This window comes from Cyanobium usitatum str. Tous, from assembly GCF_963920485.1.
Taxonomy (GTDB): Bacteria; Cyanobacteriota; Cyanobacteriia; order PCC-6307; family Cyanobiaceae; genus Cyanobium_A; species Cyanobium_A usitatum_A.
In genome coordinates this window covers 1,093,153-1,114,795 of record NZ_OY986431.1, presented here as the reverse complement: position 1 = coordinate 1,114,795, position 21,643 = coordinate 1,093,153, and the positions used below count along the sequence as shown (strand labels likewise).

Sequence of the window (21,643 nt, the reverse complement as noted above, 5' to 3'; positions counted from 1 at the left end):
AGTATGCCCTCTGCCAGAGGGCTTTAGGAAGGTGGCGCTGTAAAGGTTCGGATCGATGATTGAAGGTGACCCTGACGGTGTAGGGCCACCAGGTTCATGCATTGGGATCTAATGGTTGTTTCAAGTGCTACGGGGGCAGCCTGCGTCGCCGATGCCAAGGCGCGGCTGTACGGGAGAGGCTGGCCTGTTGAGGCTCAGATCTCCACGTCGAAGCTCACGGTTGCATAGCCGTCCTCGTCGTAAGTGATCTCGACACCAGCGCCCGCACCAGTAAGCCCAGCGAGCTTTCCTGCCTTCATTTCTTCGATCGCTGTATCCCAAATCGCCTGGGTGATCTGGCTATCGACTGCCGCACCACCACCACCACCGATGGCTCTGGTATCGAGATAACGCTGCCCGGTTGCCCCTTTGCGAAGCAGTTTCGATGCAAGGCCAGTAGATAGCGGCTGTCTAGGCATCCATCCATGCAGGCTTCTATGAACCGGCTGCATAGATGTCTATGGAGGCTGTCTATGAATGTCTCTATGCAGCAGTGCCTAGACCATCTATGCCTGCCGTCTATGAAGCCTTCCATGCAGCCACCCATAGACCGTCTATGCAGGAGGACTGCTGGCCAGCCATGACCACCATCTACTTCGTCCCACCGCCTGAGCCCCACCAACGGCTGGCCAAAGCAGCCGCCAGGCGGTGGGCCAGGCAGCACCCCTACAGGGCCCTTGTCGTCAGGGTGTTGGCCAGGCTCAGACCCGTCAAAGGTGAGCCTGTCTGCCACCAGCTGGAATGGTGCCCTGAGACCAGTCAGGAGGCCCTGGAAGCCCTGCTGGATCGCTGGTTTAGGCACTGGTATCAGTCCCTGGTTTCGTCGGCAGACGGGCGCCTGCAGCTGGATCTGCGAAGACACGCCAAAGACCTCAAGCCCGACCCCGAAGGGTGGTGATTGGCAGGGTGCTCGGCAAGGTGCGGGCTTTAGCCACCCCGAATCGCTCAAACCACCTGCAGTAACTGGGCTTAGCCCTGCGGGCCAGGTGCGCGCCAAGCTCGGGGTTTGAGCCCTCAGGAAAGCCCAGATCGCCTGCAACACCTTGGATCTCAGCGCGGGGTTCCTGCACGGCAGGGCGTGAGGGGAAGTGGCCGGTTTGGTGGCGGGTTACAAGGCGCGAATCGCCCAAACCCCCTCCAGTAACTACTCGCTGCGCTCGCAATCGAGCTGATCGCTTCGCTCACAGTCGAGGCTTCGCCTTTCCTGCGCTCTCTGGGCCCAGCCCGGCGGGTTGGCTGGCCGGGTTGTGTTACCCCGTTCGCGCTTTGGACCTGCTCCGCAACATTCAGGACCAGGCAATCCACCCCCTTGATTAGCTCAATCAGGCTGGCCTTGGTGCTGCGTCCTTGGTGCTGTAGTCCATCCATTCCCAAGCTGGGTGACCATCGGGGGCCAGCCCAGAACTGGTCCTTCGTCAGCCAGGAGGGGTTTCCTCAAAAATCTGAGCAAACCTCCAGACCAGGACTGGAGTTTCATCGAGTCGGGAAAGCCTGAGGGGTTTCCGCAGATTTTTGCGGAAACCTCCAGACCAGGGCGGCAGGCCCAAACAGCAGGTAGCTACAACAACCAGTTGGTGCCCGCGGCGCTCCTGGCCGATGCTGAACACCAACGCCCCAAACACCATGACCACATCAACAACAGATCCAGCCGGCAAGCCAAAGGTCTGGATGTTTTTGGCCAGCAAATACCAGTTCACCAGGGCTGGCCTTGAGGCCCTCCTCGACGACATCCACACCGCTGGGTCTGGTGCCAAGTTCCTTAGAAGCCTTGGCTACTGCAGCTCCAACGATGCAAAACGCCTGAGCCAATACCTCAAGGAACTGCAAGACAATTTCCGCCAGCCAAGACCACGACCGCCGGCAGCAGATACCAACTCCTAAAGCCATCCGCTGCAGGTATTGCCACACCAATCTCAAAAGCCAATACCCACCAATCCCCCCCCGCTGGGGGCCTGCTCCACCACCACCACCACCACCACCACCAGGGCGACAGCAATGGCCAGCTTCCGCCGCGCCTTGGCCCCTACTGCCAACTGAAGAAAAACGGCCCCGCCGAGAAGGGGGTTCTCGGCGGGGCCACTCCACCTCCGTTGCCACCACCCCGCCGGCAGTTGCTGGTATTAACCCGGGCGAAAGTGCTGGGGGTGTTGCTGGTATTGACCCAGGCGAAAGTGCTGGGGGTGTTGTTGGTATTAACCCAGGCGAAAGTGCCGGAGGAATGTCCTAAAGGGATTTGGCATGTATGGCAAACGGGCTTACTCGTACGCCGGTCGCGACTTTTCCCCCCGTGCCGGGGTGCGGGTTATTTCTCAACAACCAGGCTCGCCGACTTCATGCTCAAAGTATAGTCAACCGGGGGGCGGGGGTGCCTCCCCTGCTGTGCCAGGGGTTCTGCGGTGGTGACTGGCTGAGCCCCAGGCCCTGATGGGTGGCTGGTGTTGCCTGCCCTGCTGCGTTGTGACATCTGCGGGCTAGGATGTGCTCAGGCGGTGGAGCCCAGGCCCGGTAGCGGCGGCCAGCTCCAGCCCCATCAGCCATCACACCGGCACCGGCATCGAGCGCGCAGCTCTGCCGCCAGGCCAGGCCCACCGCCACACCACGACCGCCCCGGCTCAGCCGGGTGCAACCCATGACCTTCTGCACCTTTGAGGATTCGGTCCTCGACCACGCCGACCACAACGGCAACCTCAGCCACGGCGATGCCCAGGCCCTGCTGGCCCAGCACGGCTTCACCCTTGCCGACACCTACGCCGACAACCACGGCGTCAGCTGGTGCCACCTGGATGAGCGCAACGCCGAGGCCCTGCTGGCCTGGCTGGGGTATTGACCATGCGCAGCCAACAGCCCCACCCCATCGAGCTGGCCGCTGCTGCCGCTCTGGTGACGATCCAGGCCCTGCTGGTGCTCGCCGTGGCCCTGGTGGCCCTGGTGCTCGCCCTGGCCAACTACCGGCCCAGAAAGGCGCAGGCAGCTCCAGCGATCGACAAGCCAGCCGCGATCGACAAGCCAGCCCCACTGGCAGCCCTGCCGGTGAGAGAGCTCCGTCTCCTGGCCCGTACCGCTGGCCATCGCCAGCTGGCCCGCTCCGGCCGCCGCGCCGAGCTGCTGCTGGTGCTCGCCGCCTGATCCGACAACCACCGGCCCGGCTCCAGCTGGGCCCATCCCCTCACGTTCCCAACCCATGAGAGACCCAAACCAAAACCCCTGGCCCGGCAACCCCAACGCCTACGAGTGCCCCTGGGGCTGCAACGGCACCGGCTCTATGCCCTGGTTCGCCCATATCCAGGGAGGTGTCTGCTTCCACTGCCATGGCCAGGGCTGGATTCTTGGCCGTGGCCCTGCCACCCCTGCCAAACCCAGGCAGCGCCGCCAATGGCGCCGGGTCGGCTCTCAGCTGGTGGAGGTGGCCCAGTGACCATCACCACCGCACCAACCAAAGCCGAGGAGCTGGCCGCCCTGCGCGAACTGGCCAGCCGCCTGGGCCCGGATTCCTACCTGGGCCCATGGCTGCTCGACTGCCTGGGCTATCTGGCCGCTGAGATCACCGCCGACATCAGGCCCACCAGCCCGGCGGAGATGTACCGCCAGGCCAGCGAATGGCGAATCAATGCCGAAGCCGCCAGCCGCCTGATGCGAGCTGAAGCCCGGCAGGCCCTCGACAACGCCAACGCGACAGCGGATCAGGTGCTGGCCAAGGCCCAGGCCGAGGCGGAGGAGATCCGCGAACGCCTGGCCAGCGCCATCCGCTCAGCCCAGCGAGAGGTGTGGGCATGACCGCACCCACCGCGCTCTGGATGGCCTGCCCTGCCCCTGATGGGGAGCACTGGCTCCCCTGGGACCTGTACCAGATCACGCCACCTGATGACGCCATGACCGAGCGCGATGCGGCCTGGTGGAGGCGTGAAGCCCACCGCTGGGCCCGGCAAGACCGCAAGGCATGGCCCGGCCACCTGATCGCCGTCAGGGCCGCCAATGACGGGCCGCCTGTCTGGCCTGAAGCCATGGCCGACCACTACGACCTCCCGCCCTACTCCGACCAATGAGCGATTCCTTCTGGGCCCGAAGCAGCACCCCGCCAGCGCCAACCCGCTTCTGGTGGGTCGTCTCACCCGATGGCGAGCAGTTCAGGCCCTACCGCACCCAGGCCGCTGCCAAAGGCCAGCTCCGGCGATGGCCTGCCGGTTCATTCATCCGCCAAGACCCCTGACAACCACCGGCCCGGCGCCTGCTGGGCCATCACCACCAATCGAGAGAACCCATGACCGCAACCGCAACTAAGCCCCGGACCACGGGCAAGACCACCACCCGCAAGGCCCGCAAGACCTACGACGGCCCCACAGCCGAGGAGCTGCTGGTGGCTGATCTCATCGCCCTGATGGAGTCCAGCGAACTGCCGCCATGGCGCAGGGAATGGGCTGGCCAGCAGGGCGAGCACCGCAACCTCGACACCGGCAAGCCTTACCGGGGAGCCAATCCGATCCTTTTGGAGCTGGGCTCCATGCTTCGCGGCCACACCCTTCCGCTCTGGATCGGTGGAGCACAAGCCAAGGCCCATGGATGGTGGCCGCGCAAAGGCTGCAAGTCCGTCCGCATCGTTCGGCCCCAGCTCAACCGCTACGAGGATGAAGCCCAGAACATCCAAACCGGCCAGGCCGAGACCGTCACCCGCCAATGGGTGAGCTTTAAGCCGGTAGCCGTGTTCAATGCCGTCGATCTGGTGGGCACTGACGAAGCTGCCGAGGAAGCCCTCCAGGCCCGCATTAGAGAAGCCATCGGCCAGCCCCTACAGCTGGAGCCCCAGGCCCGTCTGGAGGCTGCTGAAGCCGTGCTGGAAGCCTGGCCAGTGCCAACCACCTGGGGCGGCGCCATGGCCTGCTACAGCCCCGATCTGGATCAGATCAGGATGCCAGCGGCTGAGGTCTTCACCACCCGCGAAGCCATGGCCGCAACCTGGGCCCACGAGCAGGCCCACAGCACCGGCCACAGCAGCAGGCTCGACCGAAACATGCGCGGCGGAATGGGCTCCAAGCTCTACGCACAGGAGGAGCTGGTGGCCGAGCTGGCAGCAGTGCTGATCGCCTACAGGCTGCAGATCGGCTGCCAGCTGGAGAACCATGCCGCATATCTCAAGAACTGGGCCGAGCTGCTGAAGGAGGAGCCCAAAACCCTGTTCAAGGTGCTCAGCGATGCCCGCAAGGCGGCGGACCTGATCGCTCCAGAGGAGAACCAGGGCGAGGAGGTGGAGGCATGACCAACCCCAGGCTCCAGCGCCATTACGAGGAGATCGCCTGGATCGAGGCGAACCTCCGCCCCGGCGAGAAGCTCGAAGACTTCCTCCCGCCGAAGACTCCCCGATCTCCAAACCTGTTTGGCAATGGCCAGCGCAAGTGCAAGCCCTGGCCCTGGTGGGCCAATGTCGCCGCCTTCCTGGCTGTTGCTCTGCTTTGGCAGCAGCTGCTGTTGGCCGCCTGCCTGGCCCTGGTGGGCCTGTTCGTTGGCCTGCCCTTTTGGCTGGTGTTCACCGGCTGGCGCGATCGGAACAAGCCCAAGCCCAAGCCCTGGGCACCCCCTCGGGTAATCCCGCCCTATCGCCGCAGGGAAGACCTAGGCGAGATGGCCAGCCGCAAATTCAGCCCCTAGAAGGCAACGCATTTCGGCAGGCAGTTTCAGCAGGGCGAGAACCATTGGCCCGCCGTTAGGGCCGCCCCCATGCCGAATATCTCAAGAAACGACAGCCCCCACGCAAACTCAAAACACAGCAGGCAGACCCATGGCACGAATCGGCCTAGCCCGATGCAGCACAGACCAACAAGACGCAGCCCGGCAAGTCCAGGCCCTGGAGGCTGCTGGCTGCAACCCAGTCCACATCGAACACGCCAGCGGCAAGACCCTGGAGCGCGAAGTCCTCCAGCAGGTGCTGGCCGACCTTCAGCCCGGCGACACCTTGGTTATCCATGAGCTGGATCGCCTCGGTAGATCAATGATCCAGATGCTCCAGTGCGTCGAGCACCTGATGGAGCGCGGCGTCCACCTCGTCACCCTGGACGGGAAGCTCAACACCGAGACCACCGACCCGTCGATCGTGAAGCTGATCGTCGGGATCCTTGGCTACGCGGCCGAAATGGAACGGGCTGCCATCACCAAGCGCACCGCCGAAGGCCGGATCGTTGCCCAGGCCGCCGGGGTCAAGTTCGGCCGCAAGCGGTCCTGGGACCAGGGCCTGGCCAACACCGTCCACGCCATGCGGGCCGAGGGGAAGGGCTACGGCACCATCGCAACCGCCCTGGGCATCACCTCCAGCAAGGTCCGCCGAATCCTGGAAGCCTCCCCCGCCGATGAGCAGGCCGCCCAGGTGCGTCGCCTTGCCCTGGAGGGCCTGACCGTTGCAGCCATTGCCAGGGCCACTGGCCTCAGTGAGTCAACAACCCGGCGGCTGGCTAAGGCGGGGGTGGCCAAATGAAACCGACCACCCTGGCGATGGGCGTCGCCGGCATGGCCCTGACCTTTGCCGGCGGGATCGTCGCCCTACCTGCCCTGGTGTTCCTTGTGGCAGCAGCTGCAGGGCCGGTGTTTGTGTTCGGCACCGTGGCCGGGGTGCTCTGGCTGGCTCGTCCCAGGCTGAGACCAAAGGCGAGGCCAGCCATCGCTGCAGGGCCATTGCCAGGGGTGCTGGCATCGGTGCCGGCCAACAACATCAGGCGCCGCCCAGCGAGATGACATCCAAGCCTCAAGCCTCAGGCTCCAGCGCAGAACGGACCCGGCGGTATCGCGAACGGCTCAAACTCCAGGGCCTTGAGCGGGCAGTCCAGCCACCCTGCCCAGGCTGTGGCCGCCCCATCAACCTCAACTCCATCCGGCCGGACTCTCCAAGGGGGCAATCGGCCACCGGGTCAACCCTCTGCGCTCCCTGCTGGCGAAAGACGGAGGCCGGCCGTGAATCCGAGCGGGTTCGGGGTCGCCAGCGGGATCGAAAAAGCCAAAAGCCAGAGCAACCCTGAGGAATCAGGTCAGGCCCTGCTTCAGCACAGGACTAGGGCTCCCCAGGACAGGGGCATGGCCCTAGGGAAGCTGCCGCCTGCAACGCTGCCCCTTGCCATCCAGATGCCTGCCCTGGGCCTTGGGGTGGGGATGCAGGGCAACGCTGCCCTTGGGTGCTGCTGGTGGGCTCCAGGACCCTGCTGAAGGGGCTGAGGTGATCGAAGAAACCGGACGGGGTAAGTGGCGGGATTCTGCCAATAGAAGGGAGGCTGATCACGAGCTCGTAAAACAAGCCCCTGATCACGAGCTCGTAAAACAAGCCCCTGATCACGAGCTCGTAAAACGAGGGCAAGTGCGGGTGCAAGTGCAGGGCCAACAACCCAGCGGGAGGCCGCCTGCATCGGATTGAAGATCCGCTGGGCTTGGCATCACTGTCGTCCATGCAAATGATCGAAGCCTGTCTATCCCTGCTGTGGCCGAATTGGCCAGAGGAGACAATGGGCCAGCGGCCTCAATCAGCCCCCGCTTGGACACAGCCGGGCTGAACACACCGCCTTCGGAATAACTAAGGAGGCCGCTATCGCGGCCCTAGCGCCTACTTATTCCCCGACCGATGCGTGGCGGCGCTGTAGGCGTTCGTTCCAGGCGGCCAGCTTGGCGGCATCCTGCCGGTGGTGCTGGGCTACATCCAGGCGGAATGCCTCCAGGGCGGCGTCTGACTCCTTCCAGGCGGGAGACATAACGCCAGCGGACTTGCCCTTACCGGCTTCCCAGAGGTCGTGGCGGTGCTTCAGCAGGGCTCCAGAGCGGGCGATCAGTTCGGCAGTGGGCATTGGTGGCGGTCGTGCTGTTGCAGCCAGTCTGACCTGGGCTCCAGGTGCCCCTGCGGGGCTGAGACATAAGCCAGCACTGCATTGGCGGGGCTCCTGGCGGCGCATCTGGCGGAGGTCTGGAGGTAACGCCCGCCTGCGCGCCTGCGGGTGCGCCCGCCTGCATCCGCGCAAAAGGGCGTACGCGCCCAAGGTTTCCTCAGTGGTGTGTCTGTACGCGGTTGGTTCTGGGTTTGCTTGGGCGGTTTGTTCCTAGGTAGTTGGGGGAGTAGTTGGGAGTTGGCTACCAGGGGTTGTTGCCAGTGCTCTACCAGCAGTTGTTGTCATCAGTTACCCGAAAAGGGTTGCCGTTTCATTTACCTGCCTAAATACGCCCAGGCAGTTATAAACAGTGAGTCAGTGGGTGTCAGGGAAGGTTCCGAGCAGTCCTTTCACCAGTTGGAGACCAAGGGGTGTGAGGGCAACCATTTTGGTGTTGCGGCAGTGAATCTTTCTGAGGTGAATGACACCAGGGAGTGCTGGCGGGATGACAGTGCCTGGCTTGGCTGGGTCTGTTGATTTGCGATACCGGCCAACTGAACACTGACGGATAGCGGTGCTGGTGGCAGCCCTGCTGAGGCTGTTTCTGTCAGCGAGACCAATGACCGTGTCTTCCCCTCTGAGGGCAAGATCCAGCAGGAGTCGTGGGACGTACCAGGAGCCGGTTTCAGCGAGGACGTTGAGGGCAGCTTGAACAGCCTGCAGGTGTTGGGCTTCAGCACCTTGAATGACGGGTCCGTGAGCGACTGGTCTGCAGTTGCGTGAGACGGCTGTCATCGGTGTCGTGGCTGGGTTACATCGAAGCCGAGTCTGACGGAGGCGAAGCCGTAGTCAGGCGAGAGCTGAGACCTAGGGCTGTTGGCTGTTGTGAGCGAAGCGAACGGCTGTTGGCTGTTTGCAACGCCTTTGCAGGGCTGAGGGTGAGCGCAGCGAGCCCGATGCCTGCGGGATAACCCAGCCGGTGGAGATCGTTGGCCTGGTCCCTGCCGGGAACCGGAGCGAGGGCGCAGCCCGAGTGGAGGTCAACCCATGCGTTAGCCCACCCCGTTAGCCGCCAGGGGACCGAAGTGAAGGCCGCGATGGCCAGGTTGCGAGCGCCCGAAGGGTGCGAGTGACCTGATGCCAGAGCGAGCCTGAACGAGTGTCCCGATGGAGGTGAAATGGGGGATTGATGCTGGGGATCTGATTGCAGGTGTTTCGATGAGCCTGCCATCCAGATCGGTTGGCATGACTGGGTTCTAGCGGAAGCAGGGGGCAGGATTCACTACTTAGCATTCTACTTTTAAGACTTTCGCTGGAACCCCTTGCACTGCAATCGATTACAGAGCCTTTAGGGGCCTTTTAGAGACGCTTGCAAGGAGATGGTGAGTAGAGAGTCGGGAAGGGAGTGCTGACGGCTGGTTCTGCACCTGCAACTTTGCATAGTTTGCAGTTAGCATTTGCTAAGTAGAGAGCCCAGCGAGTTGAACGCGGTGGATCGGTTGGCAGTGGCAGCCCAGGCGCTCACCGAGAAGCGTTTATCTGCAGCTGAGGCAGCGGACCCCAACCTGGGGAGAGCGATGGCCCTGGGCCGGGCTGGATACGAGGAGGCCATCAGGTCGATTGGGTCTTACGGCACAGCCAGCGGTCGAGGGGCCCCGGCGTTGTTTACCGAGCAGCACCAGGACCTGTTGCAGCTGGCTTGCTTCCAGATGGCGCTGCACCTGATGCGGCCATCCAAGAGGTCGATGGAGCTGTTGTCTGAGGTCTTCCCCGCATCACAGCAGTCGTTGCGTAAGTGGGTGCCGCGGCCCGTGATTGATCTGCCTTGCGGCTACGGCAAGACGGAAGCGGCAAAGGGTGTGCTGGTGACGAGCATCCAGATGCACCAGCTGGGTCGCCTGAGCGGTGGTGACTATCCCGGCGCGTTGTTCTTGGCCGATGACCTGGCCCAGCTGGATTCAGTTGCTGGCGCCTTGGCTGAGCAGGGCCTGGTGCACGGTGTCGATTTTGGGATGTACTACAAGCCCGACCAAACGACGGCAGACATCGTCACCCGTCCGATTGCGGAGGCGGACTGCCCGCGAATGCCGATCCTGCTGATCTGTGTGCAGCAGTTGAAGGCAAGGACGAAGAAGGAGCGCCACCATCGTGATCTGGACCCTGTAGCGGGTGCAAACCAGGTGCTGTTCATGGCCAACGGCCAGCAGCGGAAGCTGGTGATCAAGGACGAATGCCTTCTGGGGATCGAAACGCACTACTTCGATCTGAAGGAGCTGGAGCTAACGCACGACAACCTGGTTAAGCACGGAGCAGTGGCGCATAAAGCCATCTATGCCCCGCTGCGGGAATCGGTGGCTAATTGTCTGATTGCTGTTCGGGCTGTAGCTGAGACGCTGCAGGAGTCAGGAGCCACAGGCATTGCAGAGCTTCCTCCGATGGATGAAAGCACTGGAGCATTGGCGGATGCCGCGGCTGAGGATCTGTCTGGTTCCGACGTACCGCACCGGATTCTTAAGTCGATCAGTCAGATCGGTGGATTGGCTGATCTGCGCGTGGCCGTCCAGTTCCCCACCCGCAGGGACAAGTCGAATCCTGATCGCCTGCTGATCTGCAAGGCGGTGAAGACCTGGCCCTACGACCGAGTACCTGAGTTCGTGACGCTGGACGCCAACTACCGGGTGGACCTGCTGACTCAGTCGATACAGCAGTACGAGAGATCCAGCCTGCTGGAGCTGCTGAAGTGCCAGCCGGAAGCACTCAAACAGATGCACCCGCTCAAGGTGCACATCAGCCCTGGGCTCAAGTGGGGGAAGGGGCAGGGTGGTCGCACCGATCTAGCCAATCAGCGGACCAGGGCGGCCTACATCAACCTGATCGTGAGGACGCTGCTGCCGCTTTATCGGGACACGCCTCGGCGGGCCCTGATCTTCACCTTCAAGGACACCAAAGCGGTGTTTTATCGGGATGAGCTGAAGGCTGCGTTGATCGCAGCTGGGGTATCTGGCGACCACATTCACTACGGGAGCAAGGGGATCCAACCGCACCATCGTGTGGTGCTTGAAACCTGGGGCCTGCACACCAGCACCAACGCATTTGTGGACTGCACCGCGGTGTTCTTCCTCGGGATCATGCGGTATGAGCCAGAGCGGCTGATGTACGACTGCTGGGGGGCATTCGGCAAGGACAACCTGTCGCTAGGTGATCTGCCATGGCCGGTTGTTGAGCTAGACCGCTCGATGCTGATTTGCCATGTGATCCAGGCGCTACTGAGGAGCGCAGCGCGTGTGACCGTCGACGGGCGGTGTCTGCCCTGTGACGCCTACATGGTCATGAGGGATCCAGGCGGCAATGAGATCGCCCTGGAACGGGGGATGCGAAAGCTGCTGGGGGATTTCACGCTGCTGCCATGGGGGACTGCCATGACCAAGACACAGCTGACGGGCACCATCCCCGAACTGATCGTGCAGGAGGTCGCGGCGCTGATGGAAGAGGAGGGCCGTGATCGGGTGTCCTTTTCAGAGGTGCGCTCCCGTGTGATGGCCAGCGTGGGTGCCAAGTCAGGCAACACCTGGGCCAAATACCGCCGGGAAGCAGACAAGCAGCTGCTGGCTCAAGGCATCAAACGCAATGCCGAGGGCAAAGCTGCCAAGGGGTGGCTCAGGTCTCCGTAACCCCACCCCCAGGCAGCTCCCCCAGGACCTGCCGCGGGGATCGGTTGGGGATCGCCTGAAACACCAGTGCTGGACTGGGTTGTGGTGGGGCGTCCGGTTCCGGACACCTTGGATAGGCGGTCGTTCAGCGTCGAGAGGACCTGCCCCCCCCGACAGCACCATCCCACCGCTCCCACACTGAGCCCACCACGACCAGCCCTAATGCCCAGCACCCTGTCTGCCATCCGCCAGCTCGATGCCCAGGGCCCTGCCCAGCTGCCCCTGGTGGCCAACCCTGAGCTGGCTGAGTTGATGGTGGCGCCGTACTGGGGGCCGGAGTGCATCACGGACGAGCACGAGACCAACCTCCCCGCCGCCGCTTCGTTGCTCGCCGCGGCCTGGGCCATGACTGGCGGCCGGCGGCAACACCGCTGCTGCCTGGCCCTGCTGGTGGCAGGTGGGATGGCCGATGGCCCCGCCCGCAGGTTGCTGGAGCAGGGCCGCATCAGCCTGGGCGAGCCTGGCCATGCCCTGGTGGTGAGCACCATGCGCCGCAGGCTGGAGAGCGGGATAGCTGCGGGGCTGTAGGGGCCTGGCTCGGCCTAGCCCAGGGTTCATGGCTAGATGTAACCAGGCTGCTGGCGATACCTGGGGCTGGGGGTGGCTCAGCGCAGAATCGCGGCTATGAGATTCCTACCCATCGCTGCTGTTGCAGCCCTTGCTATTGGCGCTTCATCCATTACTTCTGCACCCGCGCAGGCCAGTGTCGTATTCCTGCCAGCAACGGATGAGCTGAAGTCTGTCAGCGATGGCAACCCTGGCATCTATGTCGAATACGGCATAGGTAAGACCTACCTGCTCTGGAATGACGAGGGCGCCAAGAACCTTGCCATGGGAGAAGACAACAGCGGCTCCAGCACCACTTGGAGCCTATGGGACGAGGACTGGGGGCCACGTACCAAGCCGATCGCCCTGGCCATGAGGAAGTGGCGTGAGCATCCCACCGAAAAGCAGATGGCAACCATCAAGCCCGAAGATCGCCAGAAGTGGAAGAAGGACATGTTTGCCACGGCAAACAGCCCGAAGAGATTCCCGGCTGGGCAGTCTTCATCAACACCAGCCACAGAAGAAAACCTCTACACCAAGCAGCCAGCGTTAAGACTTGACGGCTGCCCTGAAGGAACTCAGCGCTTCACCGTTGATCGCCGATCTGGCTTCCTTGGCCTAGGCACCAAAAAGGTGGACATCGGCTGTATGACGCAAGCCGAGGCAAACCGCTGGCACATAGAACAGCAGAACAGCCGACCGACCTACGTTCCCCCGACTTATCAACCCCGCAGAAACTGCACTTCCAACATCTACGGCAATCAGGTATTCACCAACTGCTACTGACTCGGTGCAACGCCCCTGCACCAAGAAAGAACAACAGTTCATTGAGAGAACGTTGCACGACAGCCAACAGCAAGTATCTATGAAATATCTCATTGCCAAGTCTCTCCACCTCATCTAGATGACCACCACCACCAGCTACCACCTCAAGGAACTCAATAACACTTGCCTCCACCTGGAGGAGACCGTTGATGAGAACGGCACCTACTACCACCTCAGAGCAACCTCAGGTGTCATCGTTGGAGATACATTCACCTCCATCGCTGATGCAGTCAAATACGCACAAGAGGATTGGACTACACCCGAGGATGAGGAGGATGCTCCACATTTCCGTGAACCTCTCTACCAACAGGACAAAGCACGTCTAGTTGCTTGGTATGAGGATTACTTTCAAGCTCATTTCCCATACGTTGGTGATGAAACCAAAGACTATGGCCGCCTCGTTCGTACGATTGGTCTAGTCATCGGCCACCAACTATCCCAGAAATACAAACAAGGTCAACCTCACCTCCCCGTTGGTGAACTCAATCCGTTTGTCATCCTCAATGAGGGTCACGATAGGTTTGAGCTGATGTGCAAAGAGTCTGGTATTGCTGAATCTAGTTTCTGGACATTCCATCAACGATGGATGCGGAGGTGTATCTTGGAGGGTGTATTCACTGGCTACGATGCTGACCTCAATGAGGAGAGTGCCAACGCATTCATCAATGTGATGTGTGATTCACTAGCTGTTCCCAAAGCAGTTGAGGAGGAGGAACAGACCAACTAGTTCTATTCCACTCCACTCCATTGCGTTCCATAGAATGACTGAATGGGTCAACGGCTGGCCTGTCAAGGAATCACCAGCACCATCCACCGATGGCGAGGATGATGAAACTGAATGCTGGTATGAATGTACTTTCACCTACAACAAGGTGGAATACCAGTTCAGGTCTGATGAGCCCGTAGCTGAACTCTACGATGAGGGACGGATTGATATTGATACCCTGTTTCAGCTAGCAGGTGAGCCAGTCCCTGAGGACATAGATGAGGAACTGTTTGACGGTATAGGTTGCACCTATGTATTCTACGATGCCTACGGTAATGAGGAGGTTGGTTGAAATGACTGACCTCAAATCCGTTGACACCGACGAGTTGCTTGAAATCATTCAGGAACTGTTCGGCATTGAACTCAAAGAATACTGCCCTGATGATGAGCACTACTACTACGGTGTTGTTGTTGATGGTGGGATAGACGAGGAGCAGGGTGGAGCTGAATGTATTGAGGATGTGTTGGACGACTCTCAACAGCAACAGCTCAATGAGTACCTAGCTAGCCGTGGTCTGGTGTATCCCTGAAATAGCCTGATTTCACCCTCGTCATAGCAAGGGTTCTCAAGGGACAATTTCCCTAGGAGCCCCTGTGAGGTGTCATCACACCCAGCAACAATGACTCGCCCCCAGTTTGTGCAGCTTGCGCTTGGCTTAGTGCAGTTATCGGCTGTTGCCTGCGTGGCCTACCGAATGCACAGCCCCGCCCCTTTGCCAACGTGCAACAACAAATCGCTAGGCGATTGCTACAACCCAGCGCCGCAGCCAGCACCTGGACCAAGGCCCCTCTCCTGACCTGATCCTTCGTCCCTCCACACCGAGTCACACCATGGAATTGCAGCAGCTGGCAGCCAGATGGCCCAGCCGCTCGGTCACCCACTGCTGGGGCTTGAGGCCACCGCGCTTGGTGCTTGCCTCGAAGTCTGCTGCTAGTTCTTCACCGAGGACTAGGCGACGGGTGATGGGATTGCAAGCTTTGAGGAAGTTGCCAGGGGCATCTGCCTGGGTGGTCTTGATCTCAAAGGCAGCTTTGAAGTAGCAGCGGCCTGTTTCCTTTTTGCTGGTCTTGCTGCTGTAGAGCTGGGCACCCTTGATGGCATCTAGCTCCTCCCTGGTCTCGGCAACCATCACCGTGGTGATAGACCTTCGCTTGCCGTCCTCCTCTTCAAGGAGCTGGGTGGTAGCGGTGATGGGCAGCACTGCGATCCGATAGCCGTAGCCCTCAGGGATGGCTGGCAAGTCCTCCCTCCTGGTGGCCTTCATCCCGTAGATGGCCAGCTCGAAGGGGGTGGTTTTGAAGTCCAGCCTTACGTCAAGCCGCCAACCGCGGATCACATCAGCGCAGGCTTCATATAGGGCCTCATTGCTCTGCCTCACGTCCTCTTCGGTCGCCTCTCTGGCGAGCTTGTCCACGCCAAACAGCTTTGAGCCTGGGGGCGGGGTGAGGGTGACTTGAGGGGCTGGCGGCTCCTGTCGCTGTCTGCCCAGTAGGAAGTTGAAGAGGCCCATTGGGGATCTAGTGGTGGGTGGCTGCAGCCCAAGCGATTCAGGATTCTGGTCGCAAGCGGCGGTAATCCTGGTATGTCTTGCTGGGGTTGTCGCAAAGCCATTTCTTTGTGCGGCGCCTGATCTGATCAGACATCCCAAGGTATTCATCGAGAGGGATCCCGTAGTGAGCAGCTGTCTCTTCTGAGTTACGCCCACGCGTTTTGCTGTTCACGTAATCGTTGTAGGTGCGATCTGGGTTGGCTCTGAGCCACGCCTTCACCCGGCAACGCTCGCCAAGATTCATTGCCTTGTAGTCCTTCAGTGGAATCCCATAGCGTTCAGCCGAGCGGATTTCGTTCTGATCATTAGCGGCAGCGTTTACCTCAATGCGACGTGCGGCACTGCCCCCTGCAAATGCCGCTTGGTAATCGGTAATGCTGGCCCAGTCGTTGTAACGCAGCCAACCGTTCATGTGACTCCGCTGCTCGGGGGTCATGGTCAGATAGTCGTCTGCCTCTATCCCCAGTTTCTTGGCGTGGCGCTGTTGTTTCTTCCGACTGGCAGCTTCAACCGTTGAGCGCGGCATCCCGCGGGCTTTGGCGATTCTGGACAACCGCTCCCGAGTCCTTGAGTTGTGTCTTGGGCTTTCACCACCATCGCTGAAGTTGTAGAGGCAGCCTCCGTCTTCAATACGGCCAAGCAGCGCAATTAAATCGCGCTCAAATGCCAACGACTCCCTGTTGGTTAGCCCAACGGCCAGCAGGCGAATCCGATTGGGGTCACGCGGCGTTCTATCGCAGATCCCGCCCTTAGGACCGGGTCTGCTGTGAGCCTGCCAAGCGCGGCGACCTGTTCCTTTACCGATGTAATGGGGAGTCCCGTCAGTCCTGAGATAGGCGTACACATAAAACCGGCGGTGACCATGGCCGTTGTGATCTAGCCCTTGCGGTGGGTAGTTGAACTCCTCACGAACATGGCGCACCCGCCTGTAATCACGACGCCTGATTCCAAAGCGTGATGCCGCGGCATTGACGTTCTGCGGGGAAACGCCCAATGCAGAAGCTATGTAGTCCCTGCTTTTCCCATCTGCATAGGCATTCCGGAGCAGCTCCACCCTGTCTCCGGTCCAAAAGGTTGGCCCACGGTCAGCAAGAGAAGCCTGTACCCGCTGGCCCCTGTCCATTTGGATGAACTCCAGAAGCGGAACGCCTGCGGCTTCAGCTCGGCTAACCGTTCGATAGAAATGCTTTCGCTGGATGGCGCCAAGAGACTCCCAGTCGGCTGGACTGATGAGGCCGTCTCTAATTGCACGAGGCTCAACAGCCATCAGACGACCGCCTCCTCCAGGAGCTGGAACAGCTGATCGCGCTGGCCGGTGCTGAGGCGCTGAATCGCCTCGGCCAGCTTGGTTGCCAGAGGGTCGGGCTTGCTGATCGCCTTGATGGATAAAACAGTTAGCCCTGCATAGGCGCTCCAGAGATCGGCTGCTTGTGCTGGCTCTCCATCGGCGCGAAGGATCGGCTGCATCCCCGCCAGGGATGGCAGCGAGGTAGGTAGCTCTTCATTGGAGGCGACGGCCTGATTGAGGCGGCCAATGGCGATGAAGAACCTGGGGGCCATGTGGGACTTCTTGCCAGCTGCCATCAGGTCCAGCTCGGCATTGGTGACTTGCGAGGAGTGGAGCCACTTCAGCCCGAGGAGGTGCTGACAGATCTTCATCGCTTGGTTGCCTGAGGCGAACTGATTGATGAATGCCCTGTAGGTCTCGGTGAAGTGAAGCTGGCCACGCAGAAGGTCGCCTTCCACCGGGGCGGAAATGGTTTGGGGATTCAGGGCTTTCATCCGTGCTTTTTCACCCCAGCGATGAACTCCTGATGGTCTTCGGCCATGAATTCAGCACGAGCCCCGATGTAATCGCCCATGCCGTTAAGGACTTCTGACGGAACGTCGCCTTGGCGGATGGCTTGGGTGATGGCGGTCTCCAGAAGATGGCCTGCCAAGCCAGAGACAGTGCGGCCTGTGAACTGCGCCCAGAGCTTCAGGAGGTAGCCCTGCGCTTCAGAGGCAGGGGTGACGGAAATGCGGGGATCGTTTGCTGCCACGAAATTGGGGCGGAACTGCCACGAAATAGTAGCGCATCAATCACGGAATTGTGCCTTTTTCGTGGCTGGCTTGTCCCGAAAGTGGGGCTATTCCGGGGCTGGGCTGACCCCAATCTGCAGCCCACCCGTGTGCCAGTTGGCGGCACCCAGCGGCAGAGTCGCAGCAGAGTTGAGATCACACCCTGGAGCCCTGCTGGATTGTTAGCGGACGTTTGTTCCGCTGGCAGAAATCCCTGTCACAGCAGTGGTTTTGCAGGAGTGGGTGGCACCGCAGAGTCAGGGGAAGCCACGACCAATCCAATGGACTTCCGCAAACTCTGCTCAGCCCTGCGCCTGCTGGAGACCCAGGGAGGCGATGCCCGCATTGCTGATGCCCAGATCATCGCCCTGCTCCTGGAGCGCGGGCCACAGACCTACGAGCAGCTGTGCGCTCACCTGGCGCTGAGTAACTCAGCTGTCAGCCGGACTGTGCAGCGCCTGTCGGCCATCAACCGCAAGGGCAAGCCGGGCTTCGGTCTGGTGGCAGTTGAACAGGACCCCCGAGAAGGCAGGCGGAACCTGGCACTGCTCAGCCAGAAGGGACGGGTCTTCCTTGACGGCATTGGGGCGAGCTGAACGGTGCTGCCTAGGGGCGGTTGCGTGGTGGTCTACTGCCCCTTCCTGAAGTCCCAGGGCTTGGCCTCATTGCCCCAGCGCCAGACACCCTGCCGGCCCCGCTCAGCCTGTGCCTCAGCGCCTAGGTAAGCGTTCGCATCGCAGCCGCTCAGGTAGTCCCGGTAGGCGTAGGCCATGCCCAATCGCACCATTTCCAGGTTGATGTTGCGGCCACCGGCATAGACCTCTGCAACAGTGCGGCCATAGCGGTCAACCGTCTGCGGCTTGATCTCTACTGGGGCAGCACCCAGCAGTTGCTTCAAAACCAGGGTGGCTTGTGTGCCGCTCTCCCCCTGGGCGGTCTCTGGTGCGTCAATGCAAGCCATGCGGATCGTCACCTTCTGTCCATTGGCGCCGGTCACCCGAATGGTGTCGCCATCGCCCACTGATACCAAAGTGGAAGGACCAGCTACGGCAGGTGAGGCTTGCTTCGGTTTGGTTCGTCTCGGGGATAGTGCTGGTGGGATGTAGACGGACCCCGGAGATCCAGAATTGCTGCCACCGCCACTGCTACCACTGGCTGGGGCTCCGCCGTGGCAGTGGTAGTCATTGGTCTTTCGGTTGGTGTGGCAACCGCTCGCGTCAAGCCCACCGCGGTGGGGATAAGCGACCGTTGGAGCAAACGCCAGTGCCAGGCTGGCTAGAAGCATCGGCCAGCGCACAGGCACCCTTGGGGACGTAACCCTATGTCGACCCGTACAAGCGGGCTGTAGCCATGCAGGCTTGACAGGAAAAGTAAAATAAAAAAGAGCAGTAAAAAACGAAAATTCGCAGCCAAACCCCGATAAAAATAAAGTTATTAGTTGGCGCCATTACTTCGACAGCTTGGATGATATCGCCTGTCTTCGGGCAGGCATTTAAGCCTACCAGCTTAGATCAGAATATTGTTCTTTTAAAAGAGTCTGGGAGCCTAGCAGCACTGTGTGCCAAGGATCCAGAGATCAAAGAGTGCAAATTTGCAATCGGTGAATGGAAGCCAAACGAACTTGAGCGAGCCAAGCTTGAAGTTCCGATGTGTTTTGACCAATGCATGCTTGATGTTTTTGGATTCTATAAGGATCCAGATACGTCTAGGGAGATACCTGCAGTCCGAACCAAGGATTTTGATGGTTCTGCGCCAAGTCGAGGATTTGAAGCAGTTTTTTATCCTGTTGCTCTCAGACTATTTCGATACGAAGGCTGTGCTGGCTGTGCACTTATCTACCAATACCCAACCAAGGTTATCGCAAAACTTAATAGTCAGTCATATAGTCTTCCGATGCTGGCCAGGGGTGGTTACTACATCCCAAGTAGCCTGAGGCGAGCTATGATCCACTCGCAGAACTCGCCGTTGACCCTTCAGGCAACAACTAGCGAGGGTGACTTTACGGTGAACATTTCGGCAATAGCCTCCGGTGAGTACACCAAAATGTTGCGCCTTCTTCATTACGACAAGGTTCCCTAAAAACATGAAAAAGCAATTCCTAAGTGCAGCCATCACGCTGCTACTGTCAAGCGCATCTTCCCCAGCCTTTAGTCAAACCGGAAACCTAGGCATCTCTTCGGGTACAACATCACAGAACTCTTCGCAAAATGCCTTTTGCGAAAAAAATCTAAAGTCAACCGTAACCAGAGTTGACAAGGCTGCTCTTCCCGAGGGTTACGGTGATTTGAAGGACATTCAGCTAAACTCTGACTTCCGTTTCCCCAAAAATGATCTCCCATATTCTCAACCCCTTGCCTTCAATGATCCTGTAACAGGACAATCGGTAGGAGTTTACGATCAAAACTTTGTTCCCGGCGGTTCAAAAGTATTTTCATCCTGGCAACGATACGGTATTGCCATTGGTGGATACTGGCTTTTAACAACAGGAGGTGGCTTTAGCGCAAAAGTTGCCACCTTTATTCCCTTTGAAGCCGATATCCTGTGGATTTCTGATGGCGACAGCTTCCTGATTGTCAAAGGTTGCAATGGTCGTTTTACAGTAACAGCAGAAGTTGCGGCGGCTCTTCTAAAATATCCAACAGGCAAAAATGGCTATATCCGTTTCTCAACTGAGGGCACAGGAAGTGCCGTGCTATCTGAAGTTGGTAAAGATACTGTGCAAGCGTGGAGAAAAGTCTATGCAAACTGGGCACCTGCAACCCCTCCGAAGGTTCAATCTTTGGGGTTCTAAACTATTAGTAGATTACCACTAAGACGTGAGCCTGCTGTTCGACGTGATCGCTGACCTACCCGAGGGCATTGCGGTGACGCCGGTCTTCGCTGCTAATAAGGCCGAAGCCCTCAAGGCTGCCAAGGAGCTGTTTCCTGGCCATCGGGTCACGGTGGTGCTCAAGGAAGGCGAGCCGGGTACTTGACCCGCCAGGCGATCCCCGCATGGTTTGATTCAGCAAGCCGACTAGCCAGTTTCCGTAACAGCTATTACGACTGGCAATCAAGCAAATGTGCCAACACCTGTTGATGAAACAGTAAGCGTCCCATCTTGGAAGGTAAATAGTCCACCATTTGCACCGCCTATTTTTTCAAATTGATTGACGTTCATTGTCGCACCATTAAATACGACAGTGGACCCACTAATTACGTAGGTGCCTTCGCCAAAAAATAACTTGTCTGTGCCAGCGCCGCCATAAAAATTACCAGTACCAAATCCTTTTAGGGTGTCATTGCCAGCATCAAGATATGTTGTTCCATCTCCATCGAATCCACCTTCAAGTGCATCGACGATGTCATTGCCATCGCCGGTATTGATTGTGCCGTCGTCGTCGTTGTAGATACCGGAGCCGGTGCCGCCGGTGCCTGTAATCCTGTCATTGCCAGCGCCGGTATTGATTGTGCCGTAGTTGGAGATGCCGGAGCCGGTGCCGGTGCCTTTAATGATGTCATTGCCATCGCCGGTTTTGATTGTGCCGTCGTTCTCGATGCCGTCGTAGATACCGGTGCCGCCGGTGCCGCCGGTGACGGTGCCTTTAATGATGTCATTGCCATCGCCGGTTTTGATTGTGCCGTAGTTGAAGATGCCGCAGTTGAAGATGTCGTAGAAGTCGCCGCCGGTGCCTGTAATCCTGTCATTGCCAGCGCCGGTATTGATTGTGCCGTAGTTGAAGATGCCGGAGCCGGTGCTGGTGCCTTTAATGATGTCATCGCCATCGCCGGTATTGATTGTGCCGTCGTCGTCGTTGTAGATACCGGAGCCGGTGCCGCCGGTGCCTGTAATCCTGTCATTGCCAGCGCCGGTATTGATTGTGCCGTAGTTGGAGATGCCGGAGCCGGTGCTGCTGGTGCCTTTAATGATGTCATCGCCATCGCCGGTATTGATTGTGCCGTCGTCGTTGTAGATACCGGTGCCGCCGGTGCCTGTAATCCTGTCATTGCCAGCGCCGGTATTGATTGTGCCGTCGTTGCCGATGCCGTAGAAGTCGCCGGTGCCGGTGCCGGTAATGGTATCCTTGCCATCGCCGGTATTGATTGTGCCGTCGTTGCCGATGCCGGAGTCGGTGCTGCTGGTGCCTTTAATGATGTCATTGCCAGCAAGTGCATTTATAACAACACCCTCGAGGACCTCCCAGCCTGTCACTGAAATCGCTGTGTCTGCTTTGTTAGTGAACTTAAAGCTCTTAAGATTATTAGCCATAATAGTTAGGCCTTGACTTTTCTCAAATCATATCCTGATTCTCGGCAAATCACAACAGAGAGAAGGCG

General features: G+C 59.6%; 30 protein-coding genes and 1 pseudogene. 21 read left to right on the top strand and 10 right to left on the bottom strand.

The window, feature by feature from the left end; all coding sequences use genetic code 11:
* Nucleotides 1–194: 194 nt before the first annotated feature.
* The gene (locus U9970_RS06045; protein ID WP_322765757.1) at nt 195–491 is read right to left on the bottom strand and encodes a hypothetical protein; all 297 of its coding nucleotides are present in this window, start codon (nt 489–491) and stop codon (nt 195–197) included.
* Between the two features lie 128 nt (nt 492–619).
* On the opposite strand from U9970_RS06045, the gene U9970_RS06040 reads away from it, so the two are divergent.
* Both U9970_RS06040 and U9970_RS06035 read left to right on the top strand, forming a co-directional pair.
* Nucleotides 620–937 (top strand): hypothetical protein, encoded by a 318-nt coding sequence (locus U9970_RS06040; RefSeq protein ID WP_322765756.1) that lies wholly within the window; start codon nt 620–622, stop codon nt 935–937.
* A gap of 725 nt (nt 938–1,662) precedes the next feature.
* On the top strand, nt 1,663–1,920 hold the full coding sequence (locus tag U9970_RS06035; RefSeq protein WP_322765755.1) for a hypothetical protein: 258 nt from the start codon (nt 1,663–1,665) through the stop codon (nt 1,918–1,920).
* 456 nt (nt 1,921–2,376) lie between these two features.
* On the opposite strand, the gene U9970_RS06030 is transcribed toward U9970_RS06035, so the two are convergent.
* Complete coding sequence (locus U9970_RS06030) at nt 2,377–2,670, bottom strand: hypothetical protein (protein ID WP_322765754.1); 294 nt, start codon at nt 2,668–2,670, stop codon at nt 2,377–2,379.
* On the opposite strand from U9970_RS06030, the gene U9970_RS06025 reads away from it, so the two are divergent.
* From U9970_RS06025 to U9970_RS05985, 9 genes are all read left to right on the top strand, one after another.
* The gene (locus U9970_RS06025; RefSeq protein ID WP_322765753.1) at nt 2,669–2,866 is read left to right on the top strand and encodes a hypothetical protein; all 198 of its coding nucleotides are present in this window, start codon (nt 2,669–2,671) and stop codon (nt 2,864–2,866) included. The genes U9970_RS06030 and U9970_RS06025 overlap by 2 nt on opposite strands.
* Nucleotides 2,867–2,868: 2 nt before the next feature.
* On the top strand, nt 2,869–3,165 hold the full coding sequence (locus tag U9970_RS06020; RefSeq protein ID WP_322765752.1) for a hypothetical protein: 297 nt from the start codon (nt 2,869–2,871) through the stop codon (nt 3,163–3,165).
* 55 nt (nt 3,166–3,220) lie between these two features.
* Nucleotides 3,221–3,454 (top strand): hypothetical protein, encoded by a 234-nt coding sequence (locus tag U9970_RS06015; RefSeq protein ID WP_322765751.1) that lies wholly within the window; start codon nt 3,221–3,223, stop codon nt 3,452–3,454.
* A complete protein-coding gene (locus U9970_RS06010) occupies nt 3,451–3,813 on the top strand; it encodes a V-type ATP synthase subunit E family protein (protein ID WP_322765750.1) in 363 nt (120 codons plus the stop codon). The genes U9970_RS06015 and U9970_RS06010 overlap by 4 nt, the downstream gene beginning before the upstream one ends.
* Nucleotides 3,810–4,082, top strand: coding sequence for a hypothetical protein (locus U9970_RS06005; protein WP_322765749.1), 273 nt, complete (start codon nt 3,810–3,812; stop codon nt 4,080–4,082). Before U9970_RS06010 ends, U9970_RS06005 begins: the two co-directional genes overlap by 4 nt.
* 215 nt (nt 4,083–4,297) lie before the next feature.
* Nucleotides 4,298–5,290: an ArdC family protein gene (locus U9970_RS06000; protein ID WP_322765748.1), complete on the top strand. Its 993-nt coding sequence runs from the start codon at nt 4,298–4,300 to the stop codon at nt 5,288–5,290.
* A complete protein-coding gene (locus tag U9970_RS05995; RefSeq protein WP_322765747.1) occupies nt 5,287–5,679 on the top strand; it encodes a hypothetical protein in 393 nt (130 codons plus the stop codon). The genes U9970_RS06000 and U9970_RS05995 overlap by 4 nt, the downstream gene beginning before the upstream one ends.
* A 130-nt stretch (nt 5,680–5,809) precedes the next feature.
* Nucleotides 5,810–6,499 carry a recombinase family protein gene (locus U9970_RS05990; RefSeq protein ID WP_322765746.1) on the top strand — a complete coding sequence of 230 codons (690 nt, stop codon included), beginning with the start codon at nt 5,810–5,812 and terminating at the stop codon, nt 6,497–6,499.
* A complete protein-coding gene (locus U9970_RS05985; protein WP_322765745.1) occupies nt 6,496–6,756 on the top strand; it encodes a hypothetical protein in 261 nt (86 codons plus the stop codon). The genes U9970_RS05990 and U9970_RS05985 overlap by 4 nt, the downstream gene beginning before the upstream one ends.
* Before the next feature lie 860 nt (nt 6,757–7,616).
* On the opposite strand, the gene U9970_RS05980 is transcribed toward U9970_RS05985, so the two are convergent.
* Entirely contained in the window at nt 7,617–7,850 is a 234-nt protein-coding gene (locus U9970_RS05980; protein WP_322765744.1) for a hypothetical protein, read from the bottom strand.
* A gap of 1,499 nt (nt 7,851–9,349) precedes the next feature.
* Here U9970_RS05980 and U9970_RS05975 point away from each other — a divergent pair.
* From U9970_RS05975 to U9970_RS05950, 6 genes are all read left to right on the top strand, one after another.
* The gene (locus tag U9970_RS05975) at nt 9,350–11,539 is read left to right on the top strand and encodes a hypothetical protein (RefSeq protein ID WP_322765743.1); all 2,190 of its coding nucleotides are present in this window, start codon (nt 9,350–9,352) and stop codon (nt 11,537–11,539) included.
* A 201-nt stretch (nt 11,540–11,740) separates the two neighbouring features.
* Nucleotides 11,741–12,106, top strand: a complete 366-nt coding sequence (locus U9970_RS05970; RefSeq protein ID WP_322765742.1) for a hypothetical protein — start codon at nt 11,741–11,743, stop codon at nt 12,104–12,106.
* A gap of 72 nt (nt 12,107–12,178) precedes the next feature.
* A complete protein-coding gene (locus U9970_RS05965; RefSeq protein WP_322765741.1) occupies nt 12,179–12,910 on the top strand; it encodes a hypothetical protein in 732 nt (243 codons plus the stop codon).
* 118 nt (nt 12,911–13,028) lie between these two features.
* On the top strand, nt 13,029–13,676 hold the full coding sequence (locus U9970_RS05960) for a hypothetical protein (RefSeq protein ID WP_322765740.1): 648 nt from the start codon (nt 13,029–13,031) through the stop codon (nt 13,674–13,676).
* 34 nt (nt 13,677–13,710) lie between these two features.
* Nucleotides 13,711–14,007: a hypothetical protein gene (locus U9970_RS05955; RefSeq protein ID WP_322765739.1), complete on the top strand. Its 297-nt coding sequence runs from the start codon at nt 13,711–13,713 to the stop codon at nt 14,005–14,007.
* 1 nt (nt 14,008) lies between these two features.
* Complete coding sequence (locus U9970_RS05950) at nt 14,009–14,245, top strand: hypothetical protein (RefSeq protein ID WP_322765738.1); 237 nt, start codon at nt 14,009–14,011, stop codon at nt 14,243–14,245.
* Between the two features lie 294 nt (nt 14,246–14,539).
* Here the strand turns inward: U9970_RS05950 and U9970_RS05945 are convergent, their stop codons facing one another.
* From U9970_RS05945 to U9970_RS05930, 4 genes are read right to left on the bottom strand one after another with little or no spacing between them, the layout of a single operon-like run.
* Nucleotides 14,540–15,226, bottom strand: a complete 687-nt coding sequence (locus U9970_RS05945) for a hypothetical protein (protein ID WP_322765737.1) — start codon at nt 15,224–15,226, stop codon at nt 14,540–14,542.
* Nucleotides 15,227–15,263: 37 nt separating this feature from the next.
* Nucleotides 15,264–16,532: a hypothetical protein gene (locus U9970_RS05940; protein ID WP_322765736.1), complete on the bottom strand. Its 1,269-nt coding sequence runs from the start codon at nt 16,530–16,532 to the stop codon at nt 15,264–15,266.
* On the bottom strand, nt 16,532–17,047 hold the full coding sequence (locus U9970_RS05935; RefSeq protein ID WP_322765735.1) for a hypothetical protein: 516 nt from the start codon (nt 17,045–17,047) through the stop codon (nt 16,532–16,534). The genes U9970_RS05940 and U9970_RS05935 overlap by 1 nt, the downstream gene beginning before the upstream one ends.
* Complete coding sequence (locus U9970_RS05930) at nt 17,044–17,307, bottom strand: ribbon-helix-helix domain-containing protein (protein ID WP_322765734.1); 264 nt, start codon at nt 17,305–17,307, stop codon at nt 17,044–17,046. Before U9970_RS05930 ends, U9970_RS05935 begins: the two co-directional genes overlap by 4 nt.
* Nucleotides 17,308–17,607: 300 nt before the next feature.
* On the opposite strand from U9970_RS05930, the gene U9970_RS05925 reads away from it, so the two are divergent.
* Nucleotides 17,608–17,922: a MarR family winged helix-turn-helix transcriptional regulator gene (locus tag U9970_RS05925; protein WP_322765733.1), complete on the top strand. Its 315-nt coding sequence runs from the start codon at nt 17,608–17,610 to the stop codon at nt 17,920–17,922.
* 32 nt (nt 17,923–17,954) lie between these two features.
* On the opposite strand, the gene U9970_RS05920 is transcribed toward U9970_RS05925, so the two are convergent.
* Complete coding sequence (locus U9970_RS05920; RefSeq protein WP_322766046.1) at nt 17,955–18,347, bottom strand: thermonuclease family protein; 393 nt, start codon at nt 18,345–18,347, stop codon at nt 17,955–17,957.
* A gap of 180 nt (nt 18,348–18,527) precedes the next feature.
* Nucleotides 18,528–18,611, bottom strand: a pseudogene (locus tag U9970_RS05915) (hypothetical protein); the annotation flags it as partial.
* A gap of 179 nt (nt 18,612–18,790) precedes the next feature.
* Between U9970_RS05915 and U9970_RS05910 the strand changes: the two are divergent.
* Genes U9970_RS05910 through U9970_RS05900 form a run of 3 tightly spaced genes read left to right on the top strand, consistent with a single transcriptional unit; the run spans nt 18,791 to nt 20,301 of the window.
* Nucleotides 18,791–19,405, top strand: a complete 615-nt coding sequence (locus U9970_RS05910) for a hypothetical protein (RefSeq protein WP_322765732.1) — start codon at nt 18,791–18,793, stop codon at nt 19,403–19,405.
* A 4-nt stretch (nt 19,406–19,409) separates the two neighbouring features.
* Nucleotides 19,410–20,117, top strand: coding sequence for a hypothetical protein (locus U9970_RS05905; RefSeq protein WP_322765731.1), 708 nt, complete (start codon nt 19,410–19,412; stop codon nt 20,115–20,117).
* A gap of 25 nt (nt 20,118–20,142) precedes the next feature.
* A complete protein-coding gene (locus tag U9970_RS05900; RefSeq protein WP_322765730.1) occupies nt 20,143–20,301 on the top strand; it encodes a hypothetical protein in 159 nt (52 codons plus the stop codon).
* Between the two features lie 77 nt (nt 20,302–20,378).
* Here the strand turns inward: U9970_RS05900 and U9970_RS05895 are convergent, their stop codons facing one another.
* The gene (locus U9970_RS05895) at nt 20,379–21,575 is read right to left on the bottom strand and encodes a calcium-binding protein (protein ID WP_322765729.1); all 1,197 of its coding nucleotides are present in this window, start codon (nt 21,573–21,575) and stop codon (nt 20,379–20,381) included.
* Nucleotides 21,576–21,643: the final 68 nt, after the last annotated feature.

Excerpts from the sequence above, each read along its gene's own strand:
- U9970_RS05955 (WP_322765739.1), top strand. The coding sequence starts at position 13,711 with ATGACTGAATGGGTCAACGGCTGGCCTGTCAAGGAATCACCAGCACCA.
- U9970_RS06030 (WP_322765754.1), bottom strand. The coding sequence starts at position 2,670 with ATGGGTTGCACCCGGCTGAGCCGGGGCGGTCGTGGTGTGGCGGTGGGC.
- U9970_RS06045 (WP_322765757.1), bottom strand. The coding sequence starts at position 491 with ATGCAGCCGGTTCATAGAAGCCTGCATGGATGGATGCCTAGACAGCCG.
- U9970_RS05940 (WP_322765736.1), bottom strand. The coding sequence starts at position 16,532 with ATGGCTGTTGAGCCTCGTGCAATTAGAGACGGCCTCATCAGTCCAGCC.
- U9970_RS05950 (WP_322765738.1), top strand. The coding sequence starts at position 14,009 with ATGACTGACCTCAAATCCGTTGACACCGACGAGTTGCTTGAAATCATT.
- U9970_RS05905 (WP_322765731.1), top strand. The coding sequence starts at position 19,410 with ATGAAAAAGCAATTCCTAAGTGCAGCCATCACGCTGCTACTGTCAAGC.
- U9970_RS06040 (WP_322765756.1), top strand. The coding sequence starts at position 620 with ATGACCACCATCTACTTCGTCCCACCGCCTGAGCCCCACCAACGGCTG.
- U9970_RS05910 (WP_322765732.1), top strand. The coding sequence starts at position 18,791 with ATGATATCGCCTGTCTTCGGGCAGGCATTTAAGCCTACCAGCTTAGAT.
- U9970_RS06015 (WP_322765751.1), top strand. The coding sequence starts at position 3,221 with ATGAGAGACCCAAACCAAAACCCCTGGCCCGGCAACCCCAACGCCTAC.
- U9970_RS05945 (WP_322765737.1), bottom strand. The coding sequence starts at position 15,226 with ATGGGCCTCTTCAACTTCCTACTGGGCAGACAGCGACAGGAGCCGCCA.
- U9970_RS05970 (WP_322765742.1), top strand. The coding sequence starts at position 11,741 with ATGCCCAGCACCCTGTCTGCCATCCGCCAGCTCGATGCCCAGGGCCCT.
- U9970_RS05985 (WP_322765745.1), top strand. The coding sequence starts at position 6,496 with ATGAAACCGACCACCCTGGCGATGGGCGTCGCCGGCATGGCCCTGACC.
- U9970_RS06005 (WP_322765749.1), top strand. The coding sequence starts at position 3,810 with ATGACCGCACCCACCGCGCTCTGGATGGCCTGCCCTGCCCCTGATGGG.
- U9970_RS05935 (WP_322765735.1), bottom strand. The coding sequence starts at position 17,047 with ATGAAAGCCCTGAATCCCCAAACCATTTCCGCCCCGGTGGAAGGCGAC.
- U9970_RS06000 (WP_322765748.1), top strand. The coding sequence starts at position 4,298 with ATGACCGCAACCGCAACTAAGCCCCGGACCACGGGCAAGACCACCACC.
- U9970_RS05895 (WP_322765729.1), bottom strand. The coding sequence starts at position 21,575 with ATGGCTAATAATCTTAAGAGCTTTAAGTTCACTAACAAAGCAGACACA.
- U9970_RS05980 (WP_322765744.1), bottom strand. The coding sequence starts at position 7,850 with ATGCCCACTGCCGAACTGATCGCCCGCTCTGGAGCCCTGCTGAAGCAC.
- U9970_RS06035 (WP_322765755.1), top strand. The coding sequence starts at position 1,663 with ATGACCACATCAACAACAGATCCAGCCGGCAAGCCAAAGGTCTGGATG.
- U9970_RS05925 (WP_322765733.1), top strand. The coding sequence starts at position 17,608 with ATGGACTTCCGCAAACTCTGCTCAGCCCTGCGCCTGCTGGAGACCCAG.
- U9970_RS05995 (WP_322765747.1), top strand. The coding sequence starts at position 5,287 with ATGACCAACCCCAGGCTCCAGCGCCATTACGAGGAGATCGCCTGGATC.
- U9970_RS05960 (WP_322765740.1), top strand. The coding sequence starts at position 13,029 with ATGACCACCACCACCAGCTACCACCTCAAGGAACTCAATAACACTTGC.
- U9970_RS06020 (WP_322765752.1), top strand. The coding sequence starts at position 2,869 with ATGCGCAGCCAACAGCCCCACCCCATCGAGCTGGCCGCTGCTGCCGCT.
- U9970_RS06025 (WP_322765753.1), top strand. The coding sequence starts at position 2,669 with ATGACCTTCTGCACCTTTGAGGATTCGGTCCTCGACCACGCCGACCAC.
- U9970_RS05990 (WP_322765746.1), top strand. The coding sequence starts at position 5,810 with ATGGCACGAATCGGCCTAGCCCGATGCAGCACAGACCAACAAGACGCA.